The organism is Lentilactobacillus senioris DSM 24302 = JCM 17472 (assembly GCF_001436555.1).
GTDB lineage: Bacteria > Bacillota > Bacilli > Lactobacillales > Lactobacillaceae > Lentilactobacillus > Lentilactobacillus senioris.
The window spans coordinates 64,064-87,151 of record NZ_AYZR01000007.1; the positions used below are offsets into that span (position 1 = coordinate 64,064).

The 23,088-nt window shown below is 38.4% G+C and carries 24 protein-coding genes and 13 tRNA genes; 4 read left to right on the forward strand and 33 right to left on the reverse strand.

Features of this window, described 5'->3' with window-relative positions; all coding sequences use genetic code 11:
* Positions 1 to 3: 3 nt before the first annotated feature.
* From murG to FC56_RS03015, 8 genes are all read right to left on the reverse strand, one after another.
* The gene (murG, locus tag FC56_RS02980) at positions 4 to 1,107 is read right to left on the reverse strand and encodes an undecaprenyldiphospho-muramoylpentapeptide beta-N-acetylglucosaminyltransferase (RefSeq protein WP_056978013.1); all 1,104 of its coding nucleotides are present in this window, start codon (positions 1,105 to 1,107) and stop codon (positions 4 to 6) included.
* Between the two features lie 5 nt (positions 1,108 to 1,112).
* Positions 1,113 to 2,489, reverse strand: a complete 1,377-nt coding sequence (gene murD / locus FC56_RS02985) for a UDP-N-acetylmuramoyl-L-alanine--D-glutamate ligase (protein ID WP_056978014.1) — start codon at positions 2,487 to 2,489, stop codon at positions 1,113 to 1,115.
* Positions 2,490 to 2,534: 45 nt separating this feature from the next.
* A complete protein-coding gene (mraY, locus tag FC56_RS02990; protein WP_056978015.1) occupies positions 2,535 to 3,497 on the reverse strand; it encodes a phospho-N-acetylmuramoyl-pentapeptide-transferase in 963 nt (320 codons plus the stop codon).
* A 20-nt stretch (positions 3,498 to 3,517) separates the two neighbouring features.
* Positions 3,518 to 5,677, reverse strand: a complete 2,160-nt coding sequence (locus FC56_RS02995; protein WP_056978016.1) for a penicillin-binding transpeptidase domain-containing protein — start codon at positions 5,675 to 5,677, stop codon at positions 3,518 to 3,520.
* Positions 5,674 to 6,054 carry a cell division protein FtsL gene (gene ftsL / locus FC56_RS03000; protein ID WP_054670981.1) on the reverse strand — a complete coding sequence of 127 codons (381 nt, stop codon included), beginning with the start codon at positions 6,052 to 6,054 and terminating at the stop codon, positions 5,674 to 5,676. The genes FC56_RS02995 and ftsL overlap by 4 nt, the downstream gene beginning before the upstream one ends.
* A 17-nt stretch (positions 6,055 to 6,071) precedes the next feature.
* Positions 6,072 to 7,016 (reverse strand): 16S rRNA (cytosine(1402)-N(4))-methyltransferase RsmH, encoded by a 945-nt coding sequence (gene rsmH, locus FC56_RS03005; protein ID WP_054670985.1) that lies wholly within the window; start codon positions 7,014 to 7,016, stop codon positions 6,072 to 6,074.
* A 26-nt stretch (positions 7,017 to 7,042) separates the two neighbouring features.
* On the reverse strand, positions 7,043 to 7,468 hold the full coding sequence (mraZ, locus tag FC56_RS03010) for a division/cell wall cluster transcriptional repressor MraZ (RefSeq protein ID WP_187116926.1): 426 nt from the start codon (positions 7,466 to 7,468) through the stop codon (positions 7,043 to 7,045).
* A 182-nt stretch (positions 7,469 to 7,650) separates the two neighbouring features.
* The gene (locus FC56_RS03015) at positions 7,651 to 8,007 is read right to left on the reverse strand and encodes a DUF3397 family protein (RefSeq protein ID WP_082620565.1); all 357 of its coding nucleotides are present in this window, start codon (positions 8,005 to 8,007) and stop codon (positions 7,651 to 7,653) included.
* Positions 8,008 to 8,098: 91 nt separating this feature from the next.
* Between FC56_RS03015 and FC56_RS08025 the strand changes: the two genes are divergently transcribed.
* Positions 8,099 to 8,215: a DUF4044 domain-containing protein gene (locus FC56_RS08025; protein ID WP_082620566.1), complete on the forward strand. Its 117-nt coding sequence runs from the start codon at positions 8,099 to 8,101 to the stop codon at positions 8,213 to 8,215.
* A gap of 41 nt (positions 8,216 to 8,256) precedes the next feature.
* On the opposite strand, the gene FC56_RS03020 is transcribed toward FC56_RS08025, so the two are convergent.
* From FC56_RS03020 to FC56_RS03030, 3 genes are read right to left on the reverse strand one after another with little or no spacing between them, the layout of a single operon-like run.
* On the reverse strand, positions 8,257 to 10,521 hold the full coding sequence (locus tag FC56_RS03020; RefSeq protein WP_056978017.1) for a DNA translocase FtsK: 2,265 nt from the start codon (positions 10,519 to 10,521) through the stop codon (positions 8,257 to 8,259).
* 19 nt (positions 10,522 to 10,540) lie between these two features.
* Positions 10,541 to 11,053, reverse strand: coding sequence for a tRNA (cytidine(34)-2'-O)-methyltransferase (locus FC56_RS03025; RefSeq protein WP_054670991.1), 513 nt, complete (start codon positions 11,051 to 11,053; stop codon positions 10,541 to 10,543).
* Positions 11,054 to 11,068: 15 nt separating this feature from the next.
* A complete protein-coding gene (locus tag FC56_RS03030) occupies positions 11,069 to 11,917 on the reverse strand; it encodes a methyltransferase domain-containing protein (protein ID WP_056978018.1) in 849 nt (282 codons plus the stop codon).
* Between the two features lie 88 nt (positions 11,918 to 12,005).
* Here FC56_RS03030 and FC56_RS03035 point away from each other — a divergent pair, with 88 nt between their 5' ends.
* The gene (locus FC56_RS03035; RefSeq protein ID WP_056978019.1) at positions 12,006 to 12,497 is read left to right on the forward strand and encodes an LURP-one-related/scramblase family protein; all 492 of its coding nucleotides are present in this window, start codon (positions 12,006 to 12,008) and stop codon (positions 12,495 to 12,497) included.
* Positions 12,498 to 12,551: 54 nt separating this feature from the next.
* Here the strand turns inward: FC56_RS03035 and FC56_RS03040 are convergent, their stop codons facing one another.
* From FC56_RS03040 to yjbM, 3 genes are read right to left on the reverse strand one after another with little or no spacing between them, the layout of a single operon-like run.
* Complete coding sequence (locus FC56_RS03040; protein ID WP_056978020.1) at positions 12,552 to 13,463, reverse strand: RluA family pseudouridine synthase; 912 nt, start codon at positions 13,461 to 13,463, stop codon at positions 12,552 to 12,554.
* Positions 13,456 to 14,262 carry an NAD kinase gene (locus FC56_RS03045; protein ID WP_056978021.1) on the reverse strand — a complete coding sequence of 269 codons (807 nt, stop codon included), beginning with the start codon at positions 14,260 to 14,262 and terminating at the stop codon, positions 13,456 to 13,458. Before FC56_RS03045 ends, FC56_RS03040 begins: the two co-directional genes overlap by 8 nt.
* A 25-nt stretch (positions 14,263 to 14,287) precedes the next feature.
* On the reverse strand, positions 14,288 to 14,905 hold the full coding sequence (yjbM, locus tag FC56_RS03050) for a GTP diphosphokinase (protein WP_056978022.1): 618 nt from the start codon (positions 14,903 to 14,905) through the stop codon (positions 14,288 to 14,290).
* 173 nt (positions 14,906 to 15,078) lie between these two features.
* On the opposite strand from yjbM, the gene FC56_RS03055 reads away from it, so the two are divergent.
* On the forward strand, positions 15,079 to 15,702 hold the full coding sequence (locus FC56_RS03055; RefSeq protein WP_054671008.1) for a DsbA family protein: 624 nt from the start codon (positions 15,079 to 15,081) through the stop codon (positions 15,700 to 15,702).
* Between the two features lie 26 nt (positions 15,703 to 15,728).
* On the opposite strand, the gene pepF is transcribed toward FC56_RS03055, so the two are convergent.
* The 5 genes from pepF to FC56_RS03080 all read right to left on the reverse strand — a co-directional run bounded on the left by pepF (position 15,729) and on the right by FC56_RS03080 (position 20,716).
* Complete coding sequence (gene pepF / locus FC56_RS03060) at positions 15,729 to 17,534, reverse strand: oligoendopeptidase F (RefSeq protein ID WP_056978023.1); 1,806 nt, start codon at positions 17,532 to 17,534, stop codon at positions 15,729 to 15,731.
* A 1-nt stretch (position 17,535) separates the two neighbouring features.
* Positions 17,536 to 18,642, reverse strand: coding sequence for a competence protein CoiA (locus tag FC56_RS03065; protein ID WP_056978024.1), 1,107 nt, complete (start codon positions 18,640 to 18,642; stop codon positions 17,536 to 17,538).
* An 80-nt stretch (positions 18,643 to 18,722) separates the two neighbouring features.
* On the reverse strand, positions 18,723 to 19,376 hold the full coding sequence (locus FC56_RS03070) for an adaptor protein MecA (RefSeq protein WP_054671013.1): 654 nt from the start codon (positions 19,374 to 19,376) through the stop codon (positions 18,723 to 18,725).
* Between the two features lie 101 nt (positions 19,377 to 19,477).
* Complete coding sequence (gene spx / locus FC56_RS03075; protein WP_056978025.1) at positions 19,478 to 19,873, reverse strand: transcriptional regulator Spx; 396 nt, start codon at positions 19,871 to 19,873, stop codon at positions 19,478 to 19,480.
* Between the two features lie 102 nt (positions 19,874 to 19,975).
* Complete coding sequence (locus FC56_RS03080; RefSeq protein ID WP_056978026.1) at positions 19,976 to 20,716, reverse strand: MBL fold metallo-hydrolase; 741 nt, start codon at positions 20,714 to 20,716, stop codon at positions 19,976 to 19,978.
* 99 nt (positions 20,717 to 20,815) lie between these two features.
* Here FC56_RS03080 and FC56_RS03085 point away from each other — a divergent pair, with 99 nt between their 5' ends.
* Positions 20,816 to 21,316 carry a hypothetical protein gene (locus tag FC56_RS03085; RefSeq protein WP_054671023.1) on the forward strand — a complete coding sequence of 167 codons (501 nt, stop codon included), beginning with the start codon at positions 20,816 to 20,818 and terminating at the stop codon, positions 21,314 to 21,316.
* Between the two features lie 42 nt (positions 21,317 to 21,358).
* Here the strand turns inward: FC56_RS03085 and FC56_RS03090 are convergent, their stop codons facing one another.
* The 14 genes from FC56_RS03090 to FC56_RS03155 all read right to left on the reverse strand — a co-directional run bounded on the left by FC56_RS03090 (position 21,359) and on the right by FC56_RS03155 (position 23,027).
* Positions 21,359 to 21,772, reverse strand: coding sequence for a CopY/TcrY family copper transport repressor (locus tag FC56_RS03090; RefSeq protein WP_054671026.1), 414 nt, complete (start codon positions 21,770 to 21,772; stop codon positions 21,359 to 21,361).
* Positions 21,773 to 21,858: 86 nt separating this feature from the next.
* Positions 21,859 to 21,933, reverse strand: a tRNA-Asp gene (locus FC56_RS03095).
* A 3-nt stretch (positions 21,934 to 21,936) separates the two neighbouring features.
* Positions 21,937 to 22,010: transfer RNA gene (locus FC56_RS03100), tRNA-Met, on the reverse strand.
* Between the two features lie 24 nt (positions 22,011 to 22,034).
* Positions 22,035 to 22,106, reverse strand: a tRNA-Glu gene (locus FC56_RS03105).
* Positions 22,107 to 22,121: 15 nt separating this feature from the next.
* Positions 22,122 to 22,209, reverse strand: a tRNA-Ser gene (locus tag FC56_RS03110).
* Positions 22,210 to 22,211: 2 nt separating this feature from the next.
* Positions 22,212 to 22,285, reverse strand: a tRNA-Ile gene (locus tag FC56_RS03115).
* A 5-nt stretch (positions 22,286 to 22,290) separates the two neighbouring features.
* Positions 22,291 to 22,361, reverse strand: a tRNA-Gly gene (locus FC56_RS03120).
* A 19-nt stretch (positions 22,362 to 22,380) separates the two neighbouring features.
* Positions 22,381 to 22,453 (reverse strand) — tRNA-Phe (locus FC56_RS03125).
* A gap of 5 nt (positions 22,454 to 22,458) precedes the next feature.
* Positions 22,459 to 22,533, reverse strand: a tRNA-Asp gene (locus tag FC56_RS03130).
* 3 nt (positions 22,534 to 22,536) lie between these two features.
* A tRNA-Met gene (locus FC56_RS03135) sits at positions 22,537 to 22,610 on the reverse strand.
* A gap of 6 nt (positions 22,611 to 22,616) precedes the next feature.
* Positions 22,617 to 22,706 (reverse strand) — tRNA-Ser (locus FC56_RS03140).
* A 48-nt stretch (positions 22,707 to 22,754) separates the two neighbouring features.
* A tRNA-Ile gene (locus FC56_RS03145) sits at positions 22,755 to 22,828 on the reverse strand.
* A gap of 22 nt (positions 22,829 to 22,850) precedes the next feature.
* Positions 22,851 to 22,924 (reverse strand) — tRNA-Met (locus FC56_RS03150).
* Between the two features lie 29 nt (positions 22,925 to 22,953).
* Positions 22,954 to 23,027: transfer RNA gene (locus tag FC56_RS03155), tRNA-Pro, on the reverse strand.
* Positions 23,028 to 23,088: the final 61 nt, after the last annotated feature.

Below are 23,088 nucleotides of genomic sequence, written 5' to 3' on the forward strand. Positions count from 1 at the left end.
TTACTACTTTTTAATCGATCGACCTAATGATAATACCCGATCACTTGCATCCGGAACCCCTAATTGCTTAGAGTTAGTAGCCATTTGCTTGCGCTTAGTATCATTAGTCATTAAGTCATCTACTACTTTCAATAGTGAATTCCCGTTTAACTCGTCTTCTTTGATCATGATCCCCGCTCCCGCGTTAACCAAACTCATTGTATTTTTGGTTTGGTGATCAGCGGTTACGTAAGGACTAGGGATGAAAACCCCAGCAATTCCAAGTGCCGTAATTTCAGCAATGCTAGTCGCACCAGAACGGCCGACAATTACGTCTACTTTAGGTAGAACTGCTGGCATATTACTAATATATGGTAACACAGCAATATTATCGTTTAAATCAATTGTTGCCAACCGCTTCATAATATCAGTATACCGATTCTTACCGGTAACAAACACCACCTGATAATCTCGTTGATTAAATTCAGGCATTGCATCAACTACCGCAGAATTAATTTTCGGAGCTCCTTGGCTTCCCCCAAAAATTAAAATAGTTGGCTTCGTATCGACTAAACCATATTCAGTCCAAGAAAAATCACTGTGAATGTTAGCTACTTGTTGAGCCCTAGGATTGCCAGTAAAACTAACCTTGGCTTCCGGAAATTGTTCTTTGGCCTCTGGAAAGCCAATCGCGATTTTATCCACGTAGCGGCTCAAAAACTTATTAGTAAGTCCTACTACGCTATTTTGTTCATGGATCATGGATGGTACTTTGAGTTTTGCCGCAGCATAAACCACTGCGCCTGAAACGTACCCACCAGTTCCGATAACCAAATCTGGCTTAAAATCTTTAATGATTCGCTTAGCTTCACGTACACTTTTCAAAAATAAACGTACGGTTTGTAAGTTACTTTTAATGCCAGCGAATGACATTGAACGTTGAAAACCTTGAATCTCTAATGAAATAAAAGGAATATGTTGTTTTGGAACAATATCTCCTTCTAGTCCCCGCTTAGAACCAACGTATAATACTTCTGAATTAGGTTCTTGCTGCATTAGATCTTCAATAATCGCCAACGCCGGATAAATATGGCCTCCGGTCCCACCACCGGATATAATCAAACGCATGGTTACTAAACCCCCTTAGTTTGGGTAAATTGTTCTACCGCTTCAATAAATTGATCGCCCCGAACTTCAAAGTTAGGATACTGATCCCAACTAGCATTAGCTGGACTTAATAAAATAATATCGCCAGCATCACTCATTGAATAAGCAACAGGGACAGCTGCTTTCACATCTGTCACCTTTTTAAAATTGGTAATTCCAGCTTGTTGTAAAGCATCAGCCAATAAGTCGGCAGTTTCTCCAAACAAAACGGCTCCTTTAACGTGATCTTTAAATTGTGGAACCAAGCGTTCAAAGGTATAGCCTCGATCTAAACCGCCAGCTAAGAGAACAATAGGTTTATCAAATCCTTCTAATGCCATCTGAGTGGCTTCAATATCCGTAGCCTTAGAGTCATTATAGTAGCGACGACCATCAGCTTCTAATACAAATTGGGTACGATGTTTAACTCCGGTAAAGGTTTCTAATACGTTGGTAATTGCTAAATTAGATTTGCCCATTACCTTAGCCACTGCAATAGCTGCTAACGCATTTTCGACGTTTTGCTTACCAGGAACTTTGATATCATCAGCGTTCATGATGAACTCATCATTATAATAGAGTTTACCGTTATTTTCGTATGCACCCTTGGTTATATCAGCAGTGCGACTAAATGGAATGACTTGCGCTTTACTGCGTTGACTTAAATTTTGCCACTCTTCATTATCAAAATTTACTACAAAATAATCATCAGCAGTTTGATTCATAGTGATTCGCATTTTGGCATTTACATAATTGTCACGAGTTTTATGATAGTCCAAGTGATTTTCAAAAATATTAGTTAATACTGCTACGTGAGGATGAAGTTGATCGATTCCCAATAGCATGAAGCTAGAAAGTTCCATAACAATGGTATCATCCTTAGTTGCATTCATAGCAACTTGAGTAGCAGGGATACCGATATTACCGGCAGCATAAGCAGTTCCCTTTTCTCGTTCTTCGTTTAAAATTTTAGCGATCATCGTTGTAGTAGTAGTTTTTCCATTACTTCCCGTAACCGCAATAATTTCAGCATCCGTAATTTGGTAAGCTAATTCTACCTCAGTAATAATTTTGGTGTGGTTGGCTAATGCCCGTTGCACTACCGGATTATCATAAGGAATCCCAGGATTTTTAACCAATAAATCAAATTGAGCATTCAAAATGGTATCTGGATGACCACCAGCTACCACTGTAATTCCCAATGATTCTAATTCGTCTAAGCCCTCTAATTCATTTTCTGGTTTAGCATCATTTAAAGTAACGGTAGCTCCAAGTTTTAACAATGTTTTTGCAGCATTAGTACCGCTTTTGCCGGCTCCTAATACTAAAATATTTTTGCCTTCGTAATCTGAAATTTTTTTCATCTTTTTTCCTTCCTGAACTCTACTGAAATACTCTTGCGATCGTTTTTAATGAACTATTGAAAGTACTCCGGTAATAGCAGTTACTAAGCCAATCAACCAAAAAACAGTATCAACCTTCCATTCACTCCACCCTAGCATTTCGAAGTGGTGATGAATTGGAGTCATCTTAAAGATCCGTTTACCTGTAAGTTTAAAGGAAGCAACTTGTAACATAACGCTAGCTGTCTCACAAACAAAAATAATCCCAATCCATAGTAACGCTAATTCATGGTGTACTAGGATAGAAACAGTAGCTAAAGCGCCCCCCAAAGCTAGAGAACCCATGTCTCCCATAAAAATTTTAGCTGGTTTGTGGTTGAAAACAAAGAATGCTAATAATGCGCCAACAACGGAAAAACAAAACATTGCAACACTAGTTTGTGACTGAGCTAAAGCAATAATTCCGTAAGCTGAAAAGGCAATTACGGAAAGTCCAGATACCAAGCCGTCTAGCCCATCGGTTAAGTTAACGGCGTTAGAAAAACCAACTAGCCAAAAAACAATGAATAAAACGTAGCCATAGCCTAAATGTAAATCAGGACCAAAAGGTAATTTAATCGCTAACGGAAATCCCTCGTTAACGTACACTACCGCAAAAATTAAAGCCCCAATAATTTGAGCAGTCATTTTTTGCCAAGCCTTTAGACCTTCATTTTGGCGGTGAAATAATTTAATACTGTCGTCCCACATCCCTACTAATCCGTATAAAACTAAGATAAATAAGGAAATAAGTAGTGACGGCGTTAGGGCATGAAATACTACTCCCCCAAGTAAATCAGCAATTAGAATTGCAACAATAAAGAGCAATCCTCCCATCGTAGGAGTTCCTGATTTTTTTTCGTGCCAACTAGGGCCCTCTTCTCTAATCATTTGCCCTTCTTTACGAGCACGAAAATAGTGAATCAAATTCGGCATAAATATCAACGTAATGAAAAAACTAATTACTGCGGGTACTATCCAACTTAACATCTATTAACCATCCTTATAAGTTATTCCAATTGTACTGTTAATGTATCTCCAGTGCTAATCGAGGCGCCAGCAGCAATGCTTTGTGAGTCTGCATAACCGCTACCACTAATTTTTAATTTTAAACCTGTCAATTTGCATAATTTTTTAATATCAGCTTTATTCCAACCATAAATTCGAGGCATAGTTGGTTTTCCATTAGCCAATAATATTAAGCGCTGGTTACCGGTAATCGTGGTATCAGCAGCTATAGATTGTTTAATAATTGTGTCACCAGACCCAACTACCGTAGTATTAATTCCCTTTGCTGCTAAATCTGATTTAGCAGCACTAGTAGTTTTGTAGATAACACTTGGGACCTTAACCTTCACTTTATCGGCAGAAGAATTACTATCTTGTAAGGCTCTAGCCATTACTGGTTTAAAGACTTCTGATAACAATTGCGTAGCTGTTTTGCTACCCGATAACGTAGGTTGCTTCATTGTAATATACAACACATATTTAGGATTCTTGGCGGGTGCCATTCCAGCAACTGAGTACAAGTAACTATCATCACCAGATGCGTAACCACCACTGCCATTACTTACTTGGGCAGTACCCGTTTTAGCAGCAATCCTATAGCCACTAATTTTATAATTATGACCAATTCCGTAGCTCTTATAAACTACATCTTCCATGCGTTTTCGAACTTTCTTAGCTGTATCAGCTGAGATTGGCTTTCCCACTTCAGTAGTTCCATACTTTTTAATGGTTTTACCAGTATTTGGATCCACAATCTTAGAAAGAATATGTGGCTTAACCATTGTTCCATTATTAGAAATAGCAGTTAACCCTTGCATCATTTGCATTGCAGTAACTTCAATACCTTGACCAAACGAAGTATCAGCTTGTTCGATTGGATAATTAAATTGTATTTGCCCATCGGTTTCTCCAGGCAATTCACTATTGGTACTTTGTTGCAAGTGGAATCTATTAATATAATCTTTCCAAGTGCTAGCTCCCATGCTTTGTTCTAGGTGAGCCATGGCTACGTTACTAGATAAAGCAAATCCTTTATCATAAGTAATATATCCCCAGCCATTAGTGTTCCAATCGGGAACCACTTTACCATCAATAGTGTATTTACCTGATTGATAGGTATCATTACCATTATAATGGCCACTATTAATGGCTGCTGCCATAGTAAAGATTTTCATTGTTGATCCAGGTTCGTAGGAATCTTGGACCAAATTATCAGACCAAGAGTTTTTAATTCCGTCTAATGTGGATGCGTTAAAAGTTGGCCGTTGAGTGGCAGCTAATATTTCCCCCGTCTTAGCGTTCATCAATACCGCCGTCATGGATTTCGGATTAGCTTGCTTATAAACGGAATTCATAGCACTTTCCATTAACGTTTGTAAGCGAGAATCAATAGTGGTGTAAATATTATCACCATTCTTAACCTTTTTTTCTTTCTTCTTACTGCCGTTAATTTGGTAACCATACAGATCGTATTGGCTATCTTGATAGCCATCCGATCCCTTTAACTGTTTGTTGAAAGCTTGTTCTAATCCCATTTGGCCTACTAAATTAGTAGTGCCCTTTTTTTCATTATTTTGGGATAAAGCTACCCCAATAATATTAGAAGCAAAGATTCCATTAGGATATAGACGTGCTTGTTGTTGGACAAAATTAATTCCTGGCAAGTGCTCAGCTGCAATTGCTTTTTTGGTCATTAGCGAAATGTTGCTACCAGCACTGCCAAATTCTACTTGGAAAGTGTCCTTATTAGCTGGAGATAAAATTTTTTTAGCTTTTTTTTCTGAAATCGGTAAGTATTTAGCCAATACTTTAGCGGTTTTATTTTTGTTAACTACATACATTGGTTTTTTGTTAGTGCTTACCTGTTTCTTATCTAAAACGGCATAAATGGAATAAGTACTAGTGTCTTCAGCAATCGGATTACCATTGGCATCGTAAATACTTCCCCGTTTGGCCTTAATAGTCTGGGTCTGGGTATACAGCTCTTTTGCCCGTTTATTTAAATTAACGTTTTTAACGTTTTTGCTAACTGCAATCACCGTAAATCTGGTAGCTAGTCCAGCAAAGACAATAATGCACAAAAAAAAGAGCCATTTTCCGAAGGTTTTGGTATTTACTTTCCCATACTGACCACCTAGTAGCTTTTCGAAAAAGGTCTTCATTTTGTAACATTCCTTATACGTGAGTTTGAAAGGGACATACCATCTTTTTGAGCAATCGCTTCTAATCTAGTACTGCTTTGAAGTTCACTGATCTGTTGATCCAAGTTGGTATTTTCGGTACTAATTTTGCTGCTTGTCGTTTGAAGTTGTTGTAGTTGATGTTCAGAATTGGTTAAAGCAATTTTAGAATTTACCACCAACACCATCAATAACGCTACGACTAGAGTGCAGGCAACAATTAACAATTTTTCAAAGTTATTAACTTTTAATCGAGGAGTAGCTACCGGGGCAGCAACCGTCTTAGGCTTATTTGGAACAGAAATTGTTCTTTTACTAGGGACATCAATTAAATTTTCTGCTAAATTGTTTTGGGCCATTTTTGTGCACTCCTTTATTAATTAATTCGTTCGATTACTCGTAGCTTTGCGCTGTGAGCTCGATTGTTATCTTCTAGTTCGTCATCCGTTGGCAAAATCGGTTTTCTGGTAACGGCCTTAAATTTGGGCTTTAAATTGCTAGGAATTACCGGTAAATTAGGCGGTAATTCAGGCAAACTTGTTTGTTCTTTAAACATGGTTTTAACCAATCGATCTTCTAAAGATTGAAAAGTAATTACACTAATTCTGCCATCTAAGTTAAGCAGGTCTAGTGCTTGTTCTAACGAATCTTCTAGTACAGTCAGTTCGTCATTAACTGCAATTCGAATTGCTTGGAAAGTTTTTTTGGCCGGATGCCCACCGTGCCTTCTAGCAGCTGCCGGAATCCCAGCCTTAATCACTTCCACTAATTCAAAAGTAGTGTCAATAGGCTTAACTGCCCGGTGTTGTTCAATTTGGCGAGCAATAGATTTAGCGAATTTTTCTTCTCCGTAACGATACAAAATTCTTACCAATTGTTCGTAAGACCAATTATTAACAACCTGCCAAGCATCTAATTCTTGTTCCTGATTCATTCGCATATCTAGCCGAGCATCAAATCGGTAACTAAATCCACGCTTAGAATCATCAAACTGGGGCGAAGAAACACCCAAGTCGTAAACAATACCGTCAACATGATCGATTCCACGACTAGCTAGATTAGCTTTTAGGTTTCGGAAATTATCATGAACCAGCACTAGCTTATTTTCATCTATGTATTGCTTTAATTGTTCTTGATTGTAATTGATTGCCGTTAAATCTTGATCAAAAGAAAATAATTGTCCTTGATTTAATTGCTCTACAATCTTGGTGGTGTGCCCTCCCCCACCTAGGGTGGCATCAACATAGATACCATCGGGATCGATATTTAACATATCTACTGCTTCATTAAGTAATACAGTTACGTGATGAAAATCAGCCATTACTTTCCGCCCTTAATCTTCTAATTTTAAAAATCAATCATATTTTCAGCAATTTCATTAAAGTTTTCTTCAGCTTCGGTACTAAAATCTTCCCATAGTTCTTCGCTCCAAATCTCGAAGCGGTTAGAGACTCCTACTACCACACATTTCTTGATAATTTTAGCGTATTGTACCAATGTTTTAGGTAAATTAATTCTTCCCTGCTTATCTAATTCACACTCTACAGCTGCAGAAAAGAAAAACCGGGTAAACGCCCGAGAATCTTTTTTGCTAACCGGTAATTCATCTATTTTTTCCTGGACTTTTTCCCATTCAGTCATTGGATAACCAAATAAGCAACCATCCATCCCCCGGGTGATAACAAATTTAGGGCCTAACTCCGATCGAAATTTGGCCGGAATAATAATTCGGCCTTTCGAGTCGATCGAATGTTGAAATTCGCCCATAAACACTGATATCACCCCTTAAATAAAGATTACATTCACATTCTACCACAATCCACCACTATCAACCACATCACTTTGGGATTTATGTTTTTTGTAAACAAACAGGGCTCTACCATCTTTTTTTAAAGACGGTAAAGCCCTGTTTTATTAGGTTTTATAAAATTAAAGTTTTAAGTGGGGGATTTTGGTTAAATTGTTAGCCCCACCACTATGATCCACATAATTGGAGTAAGTAAGTCTGAAACACGCCAGCTAGTTTTTAGTAACTTTAGTCGTGTAATCTGTTGCTTTCCAAATATTTTGATCACTACCACGATCAAAACCACTACTGCCCAAACTAACAGGTAACCAAACATTAGTGACCACTTACCACTAAACATACTAAGGATGATTACATAGATTAAACTTAATACTGGTAAAAAATCTAACTCATTTATTTTTTTAAACCACTCACCAGTTGTTCGTTTTTTCATAAACCGAATACCACTAACCAGCCCTACCATTAATATAATTTGGGCCAAAATTATTAGCATTAATTGCATCATTCACCCCTCCGTTTTTTGTTAAGTCGCTTGCATTGCACCAAAATCAACGTTACACTAGTCAGGTAATTCAACTCGGAAAGTGGTGCAACAAATGGCGAAGAAGAAGTCTAAATTTCAAAAGATCACCATGGTTTTTGTATGGCTGATGATCATTGCAACCGTCAGTTCTCTGGTCTTATCCGCCGTGGTGACTTTACTACAAAACTAAAAACAGGCTCTTAAACCGTTAGCTTTTGGCTGACGGTTTTTTTATTCCTTGCTTTTAAATACTTGTCGAGGGCGACTCCCATCTTGAGGACCAATATAACCTCTTTGCTCCAATTCGTCGATTAACCGAGCAGCTCGATTATAACCAATTCGAAAATGCCGTTGTAGTAATGAAGTACTAGCTTTTTGTTGATCTACCACAAAATCTAAAGCGTCGTTGAACAGATCATCTTCTGCCTCATCTTGTTCTTCATTATTGATTTCTTCATCACTTACCAACATAGATTCATCGTATTCTGCAGTTTGTTGCTTAGTAATAAAGTCAACCACTCGAACTACATCCTGATCCGGAATGAAGGCCCCTTGAACTCGCGCCGGAGTATTCTTATCAATTGGCAAAAACAACATATCCCCACGACCTAATAGTTTTTCAGCCCCATTAGTATCAATAATAGTACGAGAATCAATCCCACTAGAAACTGCAAATGCAATTCTAGATGGTACGTTGGCCTTAATTAACCCGGTAATAACGTCAACCGATGGTCGTTGAGTAGCTAAAATCATATGAATTCCGGCGGCTCTTCCCATCTGGGCTAATCTTATAATCGCTGCTTCAACATCATTAGAAACTGTCATCATTAAGTCTGCCAATTCATCAACAATAACTACGATATAAGGCAACGGTGGAATTTTGACTTCGTTTTCTTGATTATTCTTAGCCACAAAGTCATTAAAGGTGCTAATTTTTCTTTGACCAAATTGAGCAAAAAGTTCGTAACGCCGTTCCATTTCACTAACTACCTTTTGCAGGGCCCGGGCAGCTTTTTTAGGCTCCGAGACTACCGGACTTAATAAGTGTGGAATGCCATTATAAACTCCTAGCTCTACTCTCTTAGGGTCAATTAACATTAACTTCACCTGGCTAGGTTTGGCATTCAACAGCAAACTGGTAATAATACCGTTAATAGCAACCGACTTACCACTACCTGTGGAACCGGCAATTAAAAGGTGCGGCATGTCAGCCAAATCAGCAGTAACCACATTACCGTTCACATCTTTACCTAATGGTACTTGTAACAAATGACCTTTATTATCCGGTTGAGATTCAACTACGTCTCGAAACGAAACTGTAGCAATTTCTTTATTAGGAACTTCAATTCCAATTAATGATTTACCAGGAATGGGAGCTTCAATTCGAATATCCTTAGCAGCTAATGCCAAAGCAATATCATCAGCTAAGCTAACAATTTTACTAACCTTCACTCCAATAGCTGGGTGTAATTCATATTTGGTAACCGAAGGTCCTAAACTAACATGTTTGAGTTCTGCCTTGACTCCAAAACTATCCAAAGTCTGTTGTAATATTTTGGCGTTTTGGTCAATTGATTTTAATTCTTCTGACTGGTCATTTTGCGGTATTTCGGTAAGTAATTCAGAAGATGGCAATTGATAATCTTCGTCTGCCGGAGCATTAAACGTCATTGGTTCTGAAACCTCAGAGTCATTTGTTTCTACTGGTTGGTCCTGGACAACTGAACTTTCCTTAACCGGAGTAGCCATCCCTACTGATACAGAAATAGGTTGATCATTTTTAGGTTCAGGCTCTGGTGTCGGCTTTATTAGCTCAGAAGACTCTTTAACCGTTGGTTTAGCGGGTGAAGCTTGTTTTTTAGCCTCCAATTTTAATGCCCGACGTTGTGCTAGTTGACCAATTGCATGGGCCACAAATGTCCGTCCTACGTTAAACCACTGTTGAACTTGTTTTGCCTGAACACCGAATAAAATTGCTAACCCGCTTAAAATACAAATAATAGCAACTAGGCTTACCCCAATATTGCCAATTAAGAAGTGGATGACCTGGTATTCATAGGCGCTGATAATTCCGCCACCCACATTTGAATTTAAATTACCAGAAGTAAAATCACCACTAATCCGTTGCCAAGTTACTGTTGGTAAAATAGCACTCAAATGATCTTCTCTAGCTTGTTGTAGACTCAAATATAATAAGATGCCATTTAATGTTAATAGGCCGCCACCCCACCAGCGAATGGCAATCTTAACTAACCGGCCTAAAACTAAATAACTGCTCCCGATCGCCAAAACAATCAATAATGCTACCGCGTACAAATTTCCGGTAATAATACGGCAGATATTGCCAATGAAGATCCCAACAATTCCCGCCTTAGCCAGTCCCAAAATAGCAATTAAGAGGAGAATAGCTCCACCAACGTTTTTTTGGTACTGGTTGGTCTTTTTCTTACTCTTTTTTCTCTTAGTTGTCCGTTTTTTAGTTGTTCGTTTGGCCATGGACTATCCTTTCTACAGTTTACTTTAGCTTATCGTTTTCGTAAGTATGGGTCTTTTCCAAATGATTAAAGTTTTGTTGTCTTAAGACTTCATAAATTACAATTGCCGCACTATTAGATAAGTTAAGGGCCCGAATATTACTATCGTCTTGAGGGATTCGGATCGCTTTTTCAGGGTTTTTGCGCATAAATGGTTCTGGCAATCCCGTTGTTTCCTTCCCAAATAAGAAATAATAATCTTGATTAGGATCACTATAGTCTGGATCTACATAGGTTTGTTCAGCAAACTTAGAAACCAAAAATAAGTTTTTAGGGTTAGCAACCGTACTAATAAAGGTTGGTAAATCTTTATGCCGGTTAATTTGAACTTTATCCCAGTAATCTAAACCAGCCCGTTTTAAATGCTTGTCATCAATAGTAAATCCTAATGGCTCAATTAAATCCAAGACCGTATCGGTTCCGGCACAGGTTCTAGCAATATTACCAGTGTTAGCTGGCATTAAAGGTTCAAATAATACAATGTGATTAGTCATTTTTTTCCTCGCTTTTTAAAATCGTTGCACTAACATCGTGACGCTTACGGTAATCTGAGACAAACTATTCAACTTCTCAGCAGTTACCGGTTGGCTACCTTGTCCCCAATGAAGTGGCGTCATAATCAAAAGATCTTGATTAGCCACTTGGCTTAAATCAAATTGGTATGTAATTTGTTGTTGGGTACTGTTAGGATAGTGCTTTACAAACAAATCTACAACCTCCTTATTGGAGTAACTCTGATTTTTACTCCCCTCCGGATACAACAAATGGCGCAGTTCCATCAAGTAATCCGAATTAGGGATGATCTTAATCAATTGTCCTCCGGGCTTAACCACTCGGTTAAATTCCCCATAAGCCGATGGTGAAAAGAGATCAAAAACCACATCCATCGAATGGTCGTTAAATGGTAATCTAGCCAAATCAGCCACGCAGAAAAAGGACGGTGTAGCTTGGTTATTAGCCAAATTAATCCCCGGCTTAGAAATATCAAACCCTACTCCGTAGTCCTGATTACCGCGTAGTTTAAGCAATTTATTTAATGGTGTTCCCTCACCACAACCAACATCCAAAATAGCAGCATGGGAACTAGTAATTGTTTCAGCTACTTTAGCTAGGATTCCATCGAAGAGTCCGGCTTGAATGATCCGCTGCCGTGCAGCCAACATTTCCCCATCGTACTCGCCAGAAAACTTTTTGGCCAAAAAATACAGGGTTCCTTTTTTGTTTAAATCGAATTGATGACGATTAGGGCATAATAGTCCTTGTTCATCTGCCGTTACAAACGGTTGTTCACATACCGGACACCTAAACAATTCTAAATGATCAGTTAAAAACTGCCTTGCAATTTCAATTTTCTTCATTTTATCCTCCACAAACGCAATCCATTATATCACGTTCACAGTCTTAAAAAGTTGGTATAATGAAACTATTAAATTCAAGGAGCTAGTTATGGCAACCAAATTCAACATTTCAGTAGATGCATCATTTCGAGATAAATTTCAAATTTTTGATGAAAACGAACAACTGTTAGCCAAAATTCCTACTAATTTAGCTACTGATTTTTTCAATATTTTTTTAGGGTGGTTAATTAATCTCCCCCAAACCTTTACTTTTCATTTAAACCACCAAGTCGTAGCGGTTAATAATCATCCCAAATTCTTGGGTGCATCTGCTACCATTAACGTGGATCAGCAACCAGTTGCCCAGGTCCACCGGCAACGAAAAAATGTCCCTCCATTCACAGTTGAGTTGGCAGGGCAAACATTAACGGTTACCACCAATAGTGGTTACTTTTCCGTTCATGATTCTAATCGTAAACTAATTGTAGCCAAGCGTGGTACTCATAATCTCGACCGTTACTCCGTGGTAATTACAGATGAGATTACTCCCGAAGTTGGTTTAGGAATCACCATAGCCGTTTTAAGTGCTATCAAACACTAATCATAAAAAGGTAGACCTAACACAATTCGTGTTAACGCCTACCTTTTTTATCACTTAAACCTTAGTTACATCTACCTGATTAGCTCGTTTAATCGCTAATTTCATATCTGCAGGTAACGGGGCCTGACAAGAAATAATTTTATTACTAAACGGATCATAAAACCTGACTTGAAAGCAGTGTAGCGCTTGCCGCTTCATTTGATGATTTGTCGGATTATATAGCCAATCTCCCAATAACGGATGGCCAAGAGCCGTCATGTGGACTCTAATTTGATGAGTTCTACCAGTGTGTAATTGAATTCTTACTAATTCCATCTGAGGCCAGTGTTGCTGCACCCAGAATTCAGTCATTGCCATTTTGCCATCGACAGCTACTCTGCGTTTAACAAACGACTCTGGATCTCGACCAATTGGTAAATTAACTTCCACGTGTTCATGCTTGAAGTTACCAACTACAATGGCCAAGTATTCTTTTCTTAAAGTATGCTCTTTTAGTTGCTTATCCAATACCGAATGGGCCATATGATGCTTAGCAAAGATTACTAACCCACTAGTATCTCGATCTAAACGAGTAACTATGTGAACCCGTTGATTTTCATAACGTTGTCGCTCGTAGTAGCCCTTAACCCGATTCACCAAAGAATCATTAGCATAAATATGGGCTGGCACAGATGCTACTCCTGCTGGTTTGTTAACTATTAGCCAGTTAGAATCTTCATAAACTATGTCTAAAGTCACATTAGAGGCAGGAACATGGTCATTACCTGGTTCTGGCGGTAACGTCACAGTCACCACGTCTCCTTTAGTAACCATATAATTAGTTAGTTGCTCAGCGCCGTTAACTTTAATTTGCCCACCATGAAATTTAATTTGCTTTAACAAAGTTCTAGTAACTCCGTGAGCCATAATGACGGTTCTTAATTTTTGGGGATTTTTTTCAGTTACTTGCCATTCAAAACTAGTCATCTTGAACCCCAATAAACGAATTGCTGACGCGTTGCCAGAAATGAGTATGGCGGTATTGAGCAAATGCTACTCGTTGTTTGGCAATTCTATATTCAATGGTTTTAATGGGCCTACCAGAAATGACTTGTTGATCACAAGTTAACACCGGTTGTCCGCCTTCTTCAGGGACAATTCGTACCCATTCTTCCGGCGGAATAATGATGGGTGACCCCAAAGTTCTAAAAACGCGGTTATTGATGGAAGAAATTTCGGAAATTTGTAACGCATTCAACGCCGGATTAATAATGGCTCCGCCTACCGACTTATTATATGCGGTTGAGCCACTTGGGGTTGAAATACACAATCCATCTCCTCGAAAGCTTTCAAACTTTTGGTCTTTAATATACACATCAGCAGTTAAGGTACCACTCACCTGTTTAATCGTCGATTCATTTAACGCTAAGGCGTGATCGGCGCTACCTCCGTCTCGGTAATTAATCGTAATATCTAGTAACGGATAGGTCTCGCTTTGCCCATTATCGTTTTCTAAGCTAGCAATTAATTCATCTACCTCATAGTCTCGCCAATCAGTATAAAATCCCAGATGACCAGTATGAATTCCTACTAACCGAATTCGGTCACTAATATCTGCGTAGTGATGAAACGCTGAAAGTAACGTACCGTCTCCGCCCACTGATATGACAATTTCTGGATTTAGGCTGTCTAACACTAATTTTTCAGACTGATCAATTTCTGCTTTCAAACGCTCCGCTACGTTATTTGATAATTGAACTAGATTACTATAAATCGCTACTCTCATCATTTTGTTTCCTTTCCCGGTTTAATTAATTTTCGGGATCATCATGTTGTTTAGTCTCTTGTAACTCTGCACGAATTTCCGACATTTCTTCGTCTAATTTAAATGCCGCTTCCGCTGAACTGCGTAAGCGTTCCGATAATCCTGCCGGAAAAGCACCATCATATTTATAATTGAGGGAATGCTCTACAGTTGCCCAGAAATTCATCGCTAATGTTCTTACCTGAATTTCTGCTTTAATCACTTTTTCACCAGAAACCATTTGAACTGGATATTCAAACACGATATGATATGAACGATACCCACTCGGCTTTTTATTGTGAACGTAATCGCGTTCCTCTAAAATATTAATATCAGTTCTTTTTCTAAGTAAGTCCACCACTTGATAGATATCGTCGACAAACTGGCACATAATTCTCAAGCCAGCAATATCTTCCATATCTTGTTCTAATCGATCTTCAGAAATATGGCGTCTAACCATTTTCTCCTTGATACTAGCCACTGGCTTAACTCGACCAGTAACAAATTCAATTGGGCTACGACCATCCATTTCCATGAACTGCGTCCGAATACCCCTCAGCTTTACTTTTAGTTCGCTTACCGCTTGGTTATATGGAATTAAAAGTTTTTCCCAATTCTGTTCCAATTCGTCACTTCCAATCTTTCAAGCACATTTGAATTTAACGTTCACTGTCTGATTTTAACACAATTCTGGATTCTTTCGATTCCCAGGCAAAAAAATTGTTTTTTACAGATATTTTGCTATTCTATTTGTTGTAGATAATAAAACTAGTTTAGTTGCGACTATGGAGGCTAACTTTGATTTTAGAAATGTATTTATTTATTGACCCGCTTAACTCTAGATGTTACGAAGCAGAGCAAGACGTGCTTTCAATCGCTTCTCAACTAGATACCAAGACTATCGTTCATTTTATTCCGATGCTAAATATTCAAATTCTTCACGACTTTGCCAAAAACAATCCTACCGTGGTAGCTAACGAGGAATTACATTACAATATTATCTTAGATTATCAAGCAGCTTCATTTCAAGGTAAAAACAAAGGCCGCCAATTTCTTTTAGAACTGCAAAAGGCCATTTTAACTAATCACCTTAAATATACCGCACAACTTGTAAATCAAATCGTTACCAATGTGGGATTAGATAGCGAAATGTTTGAAGAAGATCGACGTTCCGAAATGACTAAGCAGGTCTTTCAAGAAGATCAGCAAACCGTTCACGAACTTAAGATTAAAGATCCTACTTCAGTAGTCATTTTTAATTCCGCTATTGAAGATAACGGATTATTATTGCGAGATTTTAATTACAATTCTCTCTTCAACCTATGTCAGTACACTATCAAAACGCCACATCATATAGATTTAACCACAGTACCGGAACACACTGAAAATATTGCCGATTTTACAAATTATCAAGCCAAATAAAGAACCCCGCGGGGTTCTTTATTTTTTTAGCCTTTAATTAGTTTTTCTAATTGATCTAGTCGTTGCTCAAAAATCTTAAAAGCATCCTTTAAGTATTCGGCTTGAGTCATATCCACTCCAGCTCGTTTCATAACGTTAATTGGTTGATCAGAACTACCAGCCTGTAAAAAGCTAAGATAATCAATCCGACCTTGATCACTAGCCTGAATTTTTTCAGCTAATGTGGTAGCTGCTGCAAAACCAGTTGCGTATTGGTATACATAAAAATCATAATAGAAATGTGGAATTCGTGACCATTCTAATCTAATTTCTGGGTCAGAAATTACTGCTGGTCCATAATATTTTTGATTAAGCTTTAAGTATTCTTGATTCATAAAATCCGCAGTCAAAGGTACTCGGTTAGCATCTGCTTCATGGATCAAGCTTTCAAATTCAGCAAATTGCGTTTGTCTAAATACCGTCCCCTTAAAGCCATCTAAGTAGTAATTCAAAACAAACTTAGTCATTTCTTCATCATCTGCAAATTTTTTCAACAGATAATCAGTTAAAATATTTTCGTTAGTTGTAGAAGCTATTTCAGCCACAAAAATGGAATAGTCACCATATTGGTATGGTTGAGCTTGATGAGAATAAAAGCTATGCATACTATGGCCCGTCTCGTGGATCAAGGTATAGAGATTATCCAAATTATCTTGCCAATTTAACAAAATAAACGGATTAGTATCGTACATACCGGAAGAATAACCTCCACTACGTTTATATTGATTCTCTATTACATCAATCCAACGACCATCAAATTCTTTTTGAACGGCGTTTACGTAATCTGGTCCCATGACTTCTAATGCAGCTAACGATAATTTTTGGGCTTGATCGTAAGTAATTTTAGGACTCTTGGTTTTCATTAACGGAGTATATAAATCGTACATGTGTAGATCAGTAACCCCTAAAATTTGCTTACGCAATTCCACGTATCGATGTAATAAATCTAAGTGATTGTTCACCTCGTCAATTAAAGTGGTAAATACCGCCGTTGGAATTTCATTTTCAGCTAGTGCCGCGTCGAGGGCACTATCATAGTGACGCAAGTTGGCACTTAAATTATGTGTCTTAACTGTAGCGGCTAACGTCGAGGCTAACGTGTGTTGAAATTGTTCATAAACTGAATATAGTTTCGTAAAAGCTTCTCTTCTAACTTTGACATCAGCTGACTCCAATAAGACGCTATAGACCCCTTGAGATAGTTGAACATCTTGTCCCGCGTCATTTTTAACTATTGGAAAACTAAGATCAGTATTATCTAAAATACCGAATGTTTTAGCACTAGCTTCAAAAATATCACTAGCAGAAGCTAAAACTCCCTCGACTTCAGGACTCAATACGTGCGCTTTCTTAGCCATAATCACGTCTAAGAAACGTCGGTAATGTTCTAACTCGGGAACTTGCTGATAGAATTGATCCAATTTATCAGTGTCAATCAATAAAACCGCTGGTTCAAACCAGGCCGTTTTTTCAGCAAAACTAGTTAAAAGGGCTTCTGCTCGATCGTTTTGCACCTGACTATCATTATCATGAGTATCTTGATCGTTTTTTAGTTGTGCATATACTGCCAACTTTTCTACTTGCCGGCCTACTTCTAATAACATTTGGATTGCTTTTAGCAACTGATGGCCATCATTTAATTCATGGGCTTGCTGATCAATTAAGCCTAGATTTTCTTGAGCTACCTCAAAGGCTTTTTCAAAATCAGCCTCGTCCTTAAAAATCGTTGTTAAATCCCAAGTTAATTCTTCAGGAACCTCATTTCGTTGAGGAAGTTTCTTAACCATTGTCATCTTAGGCACTCTCCTTTTTTCTCTCTTGCAACCAGAACCTTTTCTTTTGATCCCAATCTAAAAACCATTTCGGTCGCTTCGTAATAATTACTTTATCATAAGTTTGCTTTAAGTACCCATTAGTAGCTAATTCTTGAAGATATTGTAAAAAAGCTAACCGGTAAAATCGTTGACAATTAGGGATTTGGTGAAACATTATTCCATAAATTTCAACGGTTTCTTTGAAAATTAGATTGAGTTTTTGCTTAGTCAACCAATCAGTTTTACCGCGAAAAATCTTTAAAACAACTAGAATTCGCCAAAATAACGTGTGACCCCCAAAGATTGGAAACTGTGCTTCTTTAGGATGACAAATTATCGGACACGCTGGTAAAATTTTGCCATCTTGATAACATTGCGTCACCATAAAAATAAGGGTTTCTTTTTGGAGTTTAATTTGGCTATTAATAGATTCTAATTGCTTAATATGCTGGTTAATCGCAATTTGGGGCTGATGTAATTGACATTGCTGATGATACTGTTTTAATTCTTGATAAGTTTGGTGACTGGACTGCTGATACCTATAATGCCCTGCCACCTCTACAATATCAGTCCATAAAACAAAATGTCTTACTTTAGCATCCCAAAATAAAAGGTAAAATCCCCAATTAACATCAAATCGAGCAAATTTAGCCAAAGTTTGGGTTGTTAACTTACGTTTTAAATAGGTATTGCCTAAAATCCAGATTACTTGCAGGCCAATTTGAAGATATCCTTGGGTCCGTTGCTGTAAACTAACCTGATCAATAGGACTACATTGATATTCCAATGCAATCTTCGCCGAAGGCAAGTAAACATCCGCACGCTGCTCAATGTCTGCAAATATCGTCTCTACTTGCGTATCTGGATAAAGTTCTTGAGCCATTTGCATTAACGCCAGCTTCCCACTTAAATGCAATTGACTTTCATTTTCGCTTAACTTATTACAATTAGCATTTTTATGGGCAAAATGGGCAACCTTAATTCCTCCACGCTTCAAAATTACCGGTTGATTACATCCCGGACAAGTAAATTGTTGCCCTACTTTCGCTTCATCAGCCAATACCAATACACCATTTCTTTTTGCCATTAGCACTTAACCTCACCTCTAGAAACTAAGTACGAAAAAAAGAAATGATGAGACTAAAAAAACACCCACTCAAGGGTGTTTTAAAGTTGAGTTCGACCAATTTGAAGGGCATTACCCGCCATTAATAAAGTACCATGCTCATGTAAAACATCAGCAGTTACCTTGGTCTTTTCAGCAAATTCACTAGCAATCGCCACCACATCACTGACACTCATATCAATATCAGAATCAGTATTTAACTTTAATTCCAAGAAGAATTTATCCTGGAAACGATAGAGGTTTGCTAATCCGTTATCGATTTCTAACGCCCGACTCAGTGCCAAAAAATCAGCAAATGATTTAAAGGTTAAGATCGTTGTTGAAACAGTTGGTGCATATGGGTCATTTTTAGGTTCTGAACTAGTTGGATAGCTTGCTGGCTCTGCAGTTAGTGACTCACTATTTTTTAATAGATCGGAAACGTCGATTCCATCACTCTTATCATTTTGAGAAAATGGTGTGGCCTTACTGATAAACAGCTCCAGCCCATCTTGGTTGGGTAATACTTGGAAGGTTACCGCTTCATTATCTTGGAATTGGTGATTTTGGTCAACTTCTTCCAAAATACTATAAAAGAAACTTTCAATTTGTTTTTGGTTTCCTAACAAATCCAACATTCGAATTCCACGGGCATCAAGATCGTCATTATCAATCAAAACCCGAATCGTATCTTTGTTAATTCTTTCCATTTCCATTTCTAGCCACCCCTTTCAAATATCGGATACACTCGTACTCAATATTGTACCATGAATCTAACAGGTGTAAATCATTTGACTAGAAATGTCACCACTTTTCTTTAAGCGTCAGCGAGCATTCTTTCCAGGTCCAGTTTTCTAATTTTTCTAGGAAGGAAGCGGCGAATTTCATCGTCATTATAGCCTACTTGTAGTCTTCTAGTATCAATCATAATTGGCCGACGAATCATTTCTGGATGTTTTACTAATAAATCTAGCAATTCATCTAAAGTAGCTTCTTGAATTTTTTTCTTAAATACCTTGTAAGTATCGGAACGGGTAGAAATTAAATCATCAGTCCCAGTTTCTGATAACCGCAAAATGTATTTTAATTCAGCCTTGGAAAGTGGATCCACAAAAATATTTCTTTCAGTATAGTCCACATCGTGTTCGTTTAACCAGGCTTTGGCTTTGCGACAGGAAGTACAGCTAGGGGTTGTTAAAAAATCAATAGTCATAATAAACTCCTCCTTATATCTGTCTTGTTTATAAGAGTATACAACGAATGAGCTTAAAATTCAGCGATTTCATAAATTTAACTAATAAAGTCCATAATCTATTTAAATATTCATAATTAGCCCAAACTGGGCAGTTTCTACCTTCACCCCTTCACCAGCAACACTTTGAGCCTGGTTGCGAAGCAAGTTTAAGTCTCCTTCGGCCGGTAAATGAGTTAATAATAATTGATTAACATGGGCTTGGGCTGCAATTTTACCCGCTTCACTAGCAGTTAAATGCCAAGCTGGTCCGGTATGATCCGCAAAAAAGTTAGTATCTGCTAATAAAATATCTGCATCTCGGGAAAATGGAATTAAATCAGCAAAATAACGAGTATCCGCAGTAAATACTAACGTTTTGCCCGTCTCTTTTTCTACAATACGCATGGCAAAAGCATCTACCGGGTGTTCAGTTTTTAAAAAAGTAATTTTAAAAGGTCCTAATTCTAACGTCCGCTCAGGATCATAAGCATAACCTTTACTAGCATTGGGCCAAGTTAAACTATTAAAATGTTCAGCATCCAAATAATGGCCATATATTGGCAATACAGGCTCTTTAGGTCGATTAACATGTAGTTGCCAATAATATTGTAAAACTCCCACGTCGGCAATATGATCAGCATGATAATGGGATAATATCACACTATCTAGTTGAAGCGGATCCATAATTTTTTCTAATGCTAACAGCCCCCCACTTCCACAATCTAGTAGTAAAGAATAACCGTTACTTTCCAGTAAATAACAGGAAGTAGCATCATTATGAGCGGGATAGCCACCTAAAAATCCCAGTACAGTAATTTTCATAAAAAACCTCCTTGTAAATTTTAATGCTCAAATTATAGGTTAATCCTTTGGCATGGTCAATCAAAAAAAGTATAATGAAGATAGAAATGAGGTGTTCATATGATTTCACAAATTGCAATTACATTTGGTAGCGAAAAAATTCTAAGAGATATTATTGCTAAAAATCCAGACCGTAGTTTGTATTTGTATAGTAGTCAGGATGATAGCGGCAAATTAATGTTGCTTGACGCTAGCGGGTCTAAATCGATTTTTAATTCTCCAGTAATTTATGATGTGCTAGGATATGCGGGAACTGACAAGTGGAATGGATTTGTTAATCTAACCACTATCGCTTTGGACTCCGACCAACAAAAAATTTTTGATGCTAAAATTAATCAAGTTATGGCGGCCTCACTTCCTGATGGAATGGGTTCTATTTATTCAATGAACTACCACAAGGACATTAATCAACGTGTGCTACTAACCACTTGGGACAACTTTGATAGTTATAGTGTTTGGCAAGAAAGTATTGCTCTTAGTCAAAAATATCGAAATTCACCAAGTTTTTACATGAGTAATAGTAGTTTTGTCCCTGCTAAAGATAAAAAAGATAATAAGTAAAAGACTCCCAATAGTGACTCAGATCACTGGCGGAAGTCTTTTTTATTTTATATTCATACAGTTACAAGCAACTTCGGTAGGCGCCGTTTTCTTTTTAGCAGTTAATAAACTAATCAAGTCATCTATATCACTTTGCGAAATCGAATTATTCTCAATAACTTCTTTTAATACCGTTCCAATTTGCATGGCACAGACTTGTTCACTTAGTTGATCTCCAACATTAATAGAAGCTTCAGTTTCTGACATAGTTGCTTTATACACCTTGTGGTTTCCTTCAACTATTGCACTTAAAAAACCTTTTTTCTCTAATCGAGACAATAAAGTTTTAATTGTAGAAACACTCCACTGCATATCAGTTAGGGAATCAACTACTTGCCGACTTGTAGCTTTACCGAGCGTCCAAATGATGCGCATCACTACTCGTTCTGAAGAGGTAATAGTTTGTTCTTTAACCATAGTTATATTGGACTCCTCTCAATTAATAGCTACAATTGTAGTCTATAAGCACAAAAAAAACAAGCCATAACGACTTGTTTTAAGAACGGTCCGTACGAGACTCGAACTCGTGATCTCCTGCGTGACAGGCAGGCGTCCTAAACCAACTAGACCAACGGACCAAATTGCGGGAGCTGGATTTGAACCAACGACCTTCGGGTTATGAGCCCGACGAGCTACCAGACTGCTCCATCCCGCGATAATATTATATAAGTATGACCAATGACCCGTACGGGATTCGAACCCATGTTACCGCCGTGAAAGGGCGGTGTCTTAACCACTTGACCAACGGGTCATATAAATTAAAAAACGGAGAAGGAGAGATTCGAACTCTCGCGCCGCTTACGCGACCTACACCCTTAGCAGGGGCGCCTCTTCAGCCACTTGAGTACTTCTCCAATGGGCCTAAATGGACTCGAACCATCGACCTCACGCTTATCAGGCGTGCGCTCTAACCAGCTGAGCTATAGGCCCAAAAAAGCGGGTGACGAGAATCGAACTCGCGACAACAGCTTGGAAGGCTGTGGTTTTACCACTAAACTACACCCGCAAAATATTATTATAAAAAGTGGCGCGGGACAGAATCGAACTGCCGACACATGGAGCTTCAATCCATTGCTCTACCGACTGAGCTACCGAGCCAAAACCGGTCCGTACGAGACTCGAACTCGTGATCTCCTGCGTGACAGGCAGGCGTCCTAAACCAACTAGACCAACGGACCAAATTGCGGGAGCTGGATTTGAACCAACGACCTTCGGGTTATGAGCCCGACGAGCTACCAGACTGCTCCATCCCGCGATAATAAGGAGGATGAGAGATTCGAACTCTCGCGTGGTTTAACCCACCTGACGGTTTTCAAGACCGTTCCCTTCAGCCAGACTTGGGTAATCCTCCATAATATATAAAAAGCAAAACCTACGGTCCATCATAAAGATGAATCAATGGACCTTGTAGGACTCGAACCTACGACCGGACGGTTATGAGCCGTCTGCTCTAACCAACTGAGCTAAAGGTCCAGTTTTAGGTTCAAGACCTATATCGCGGCAGAGGGGATCGAACCCCCGACCTCCCGGGTATGAACCGGACGCTCTAGCCAGCTGAGCTACACCGCGATCAAGATAGCTAAAACAATATCTATCTATCGGGAAGACAGGATTCGAACCTGCGACCCCCTGGTCCCAAACCAGGTGCTCTACCAAGCTGAGCTACTTCCCGTTAATAAAATGCACCCAGTAGGAGTCGAACCTACAACCTTCTGATTCGTAGTCAGACACTC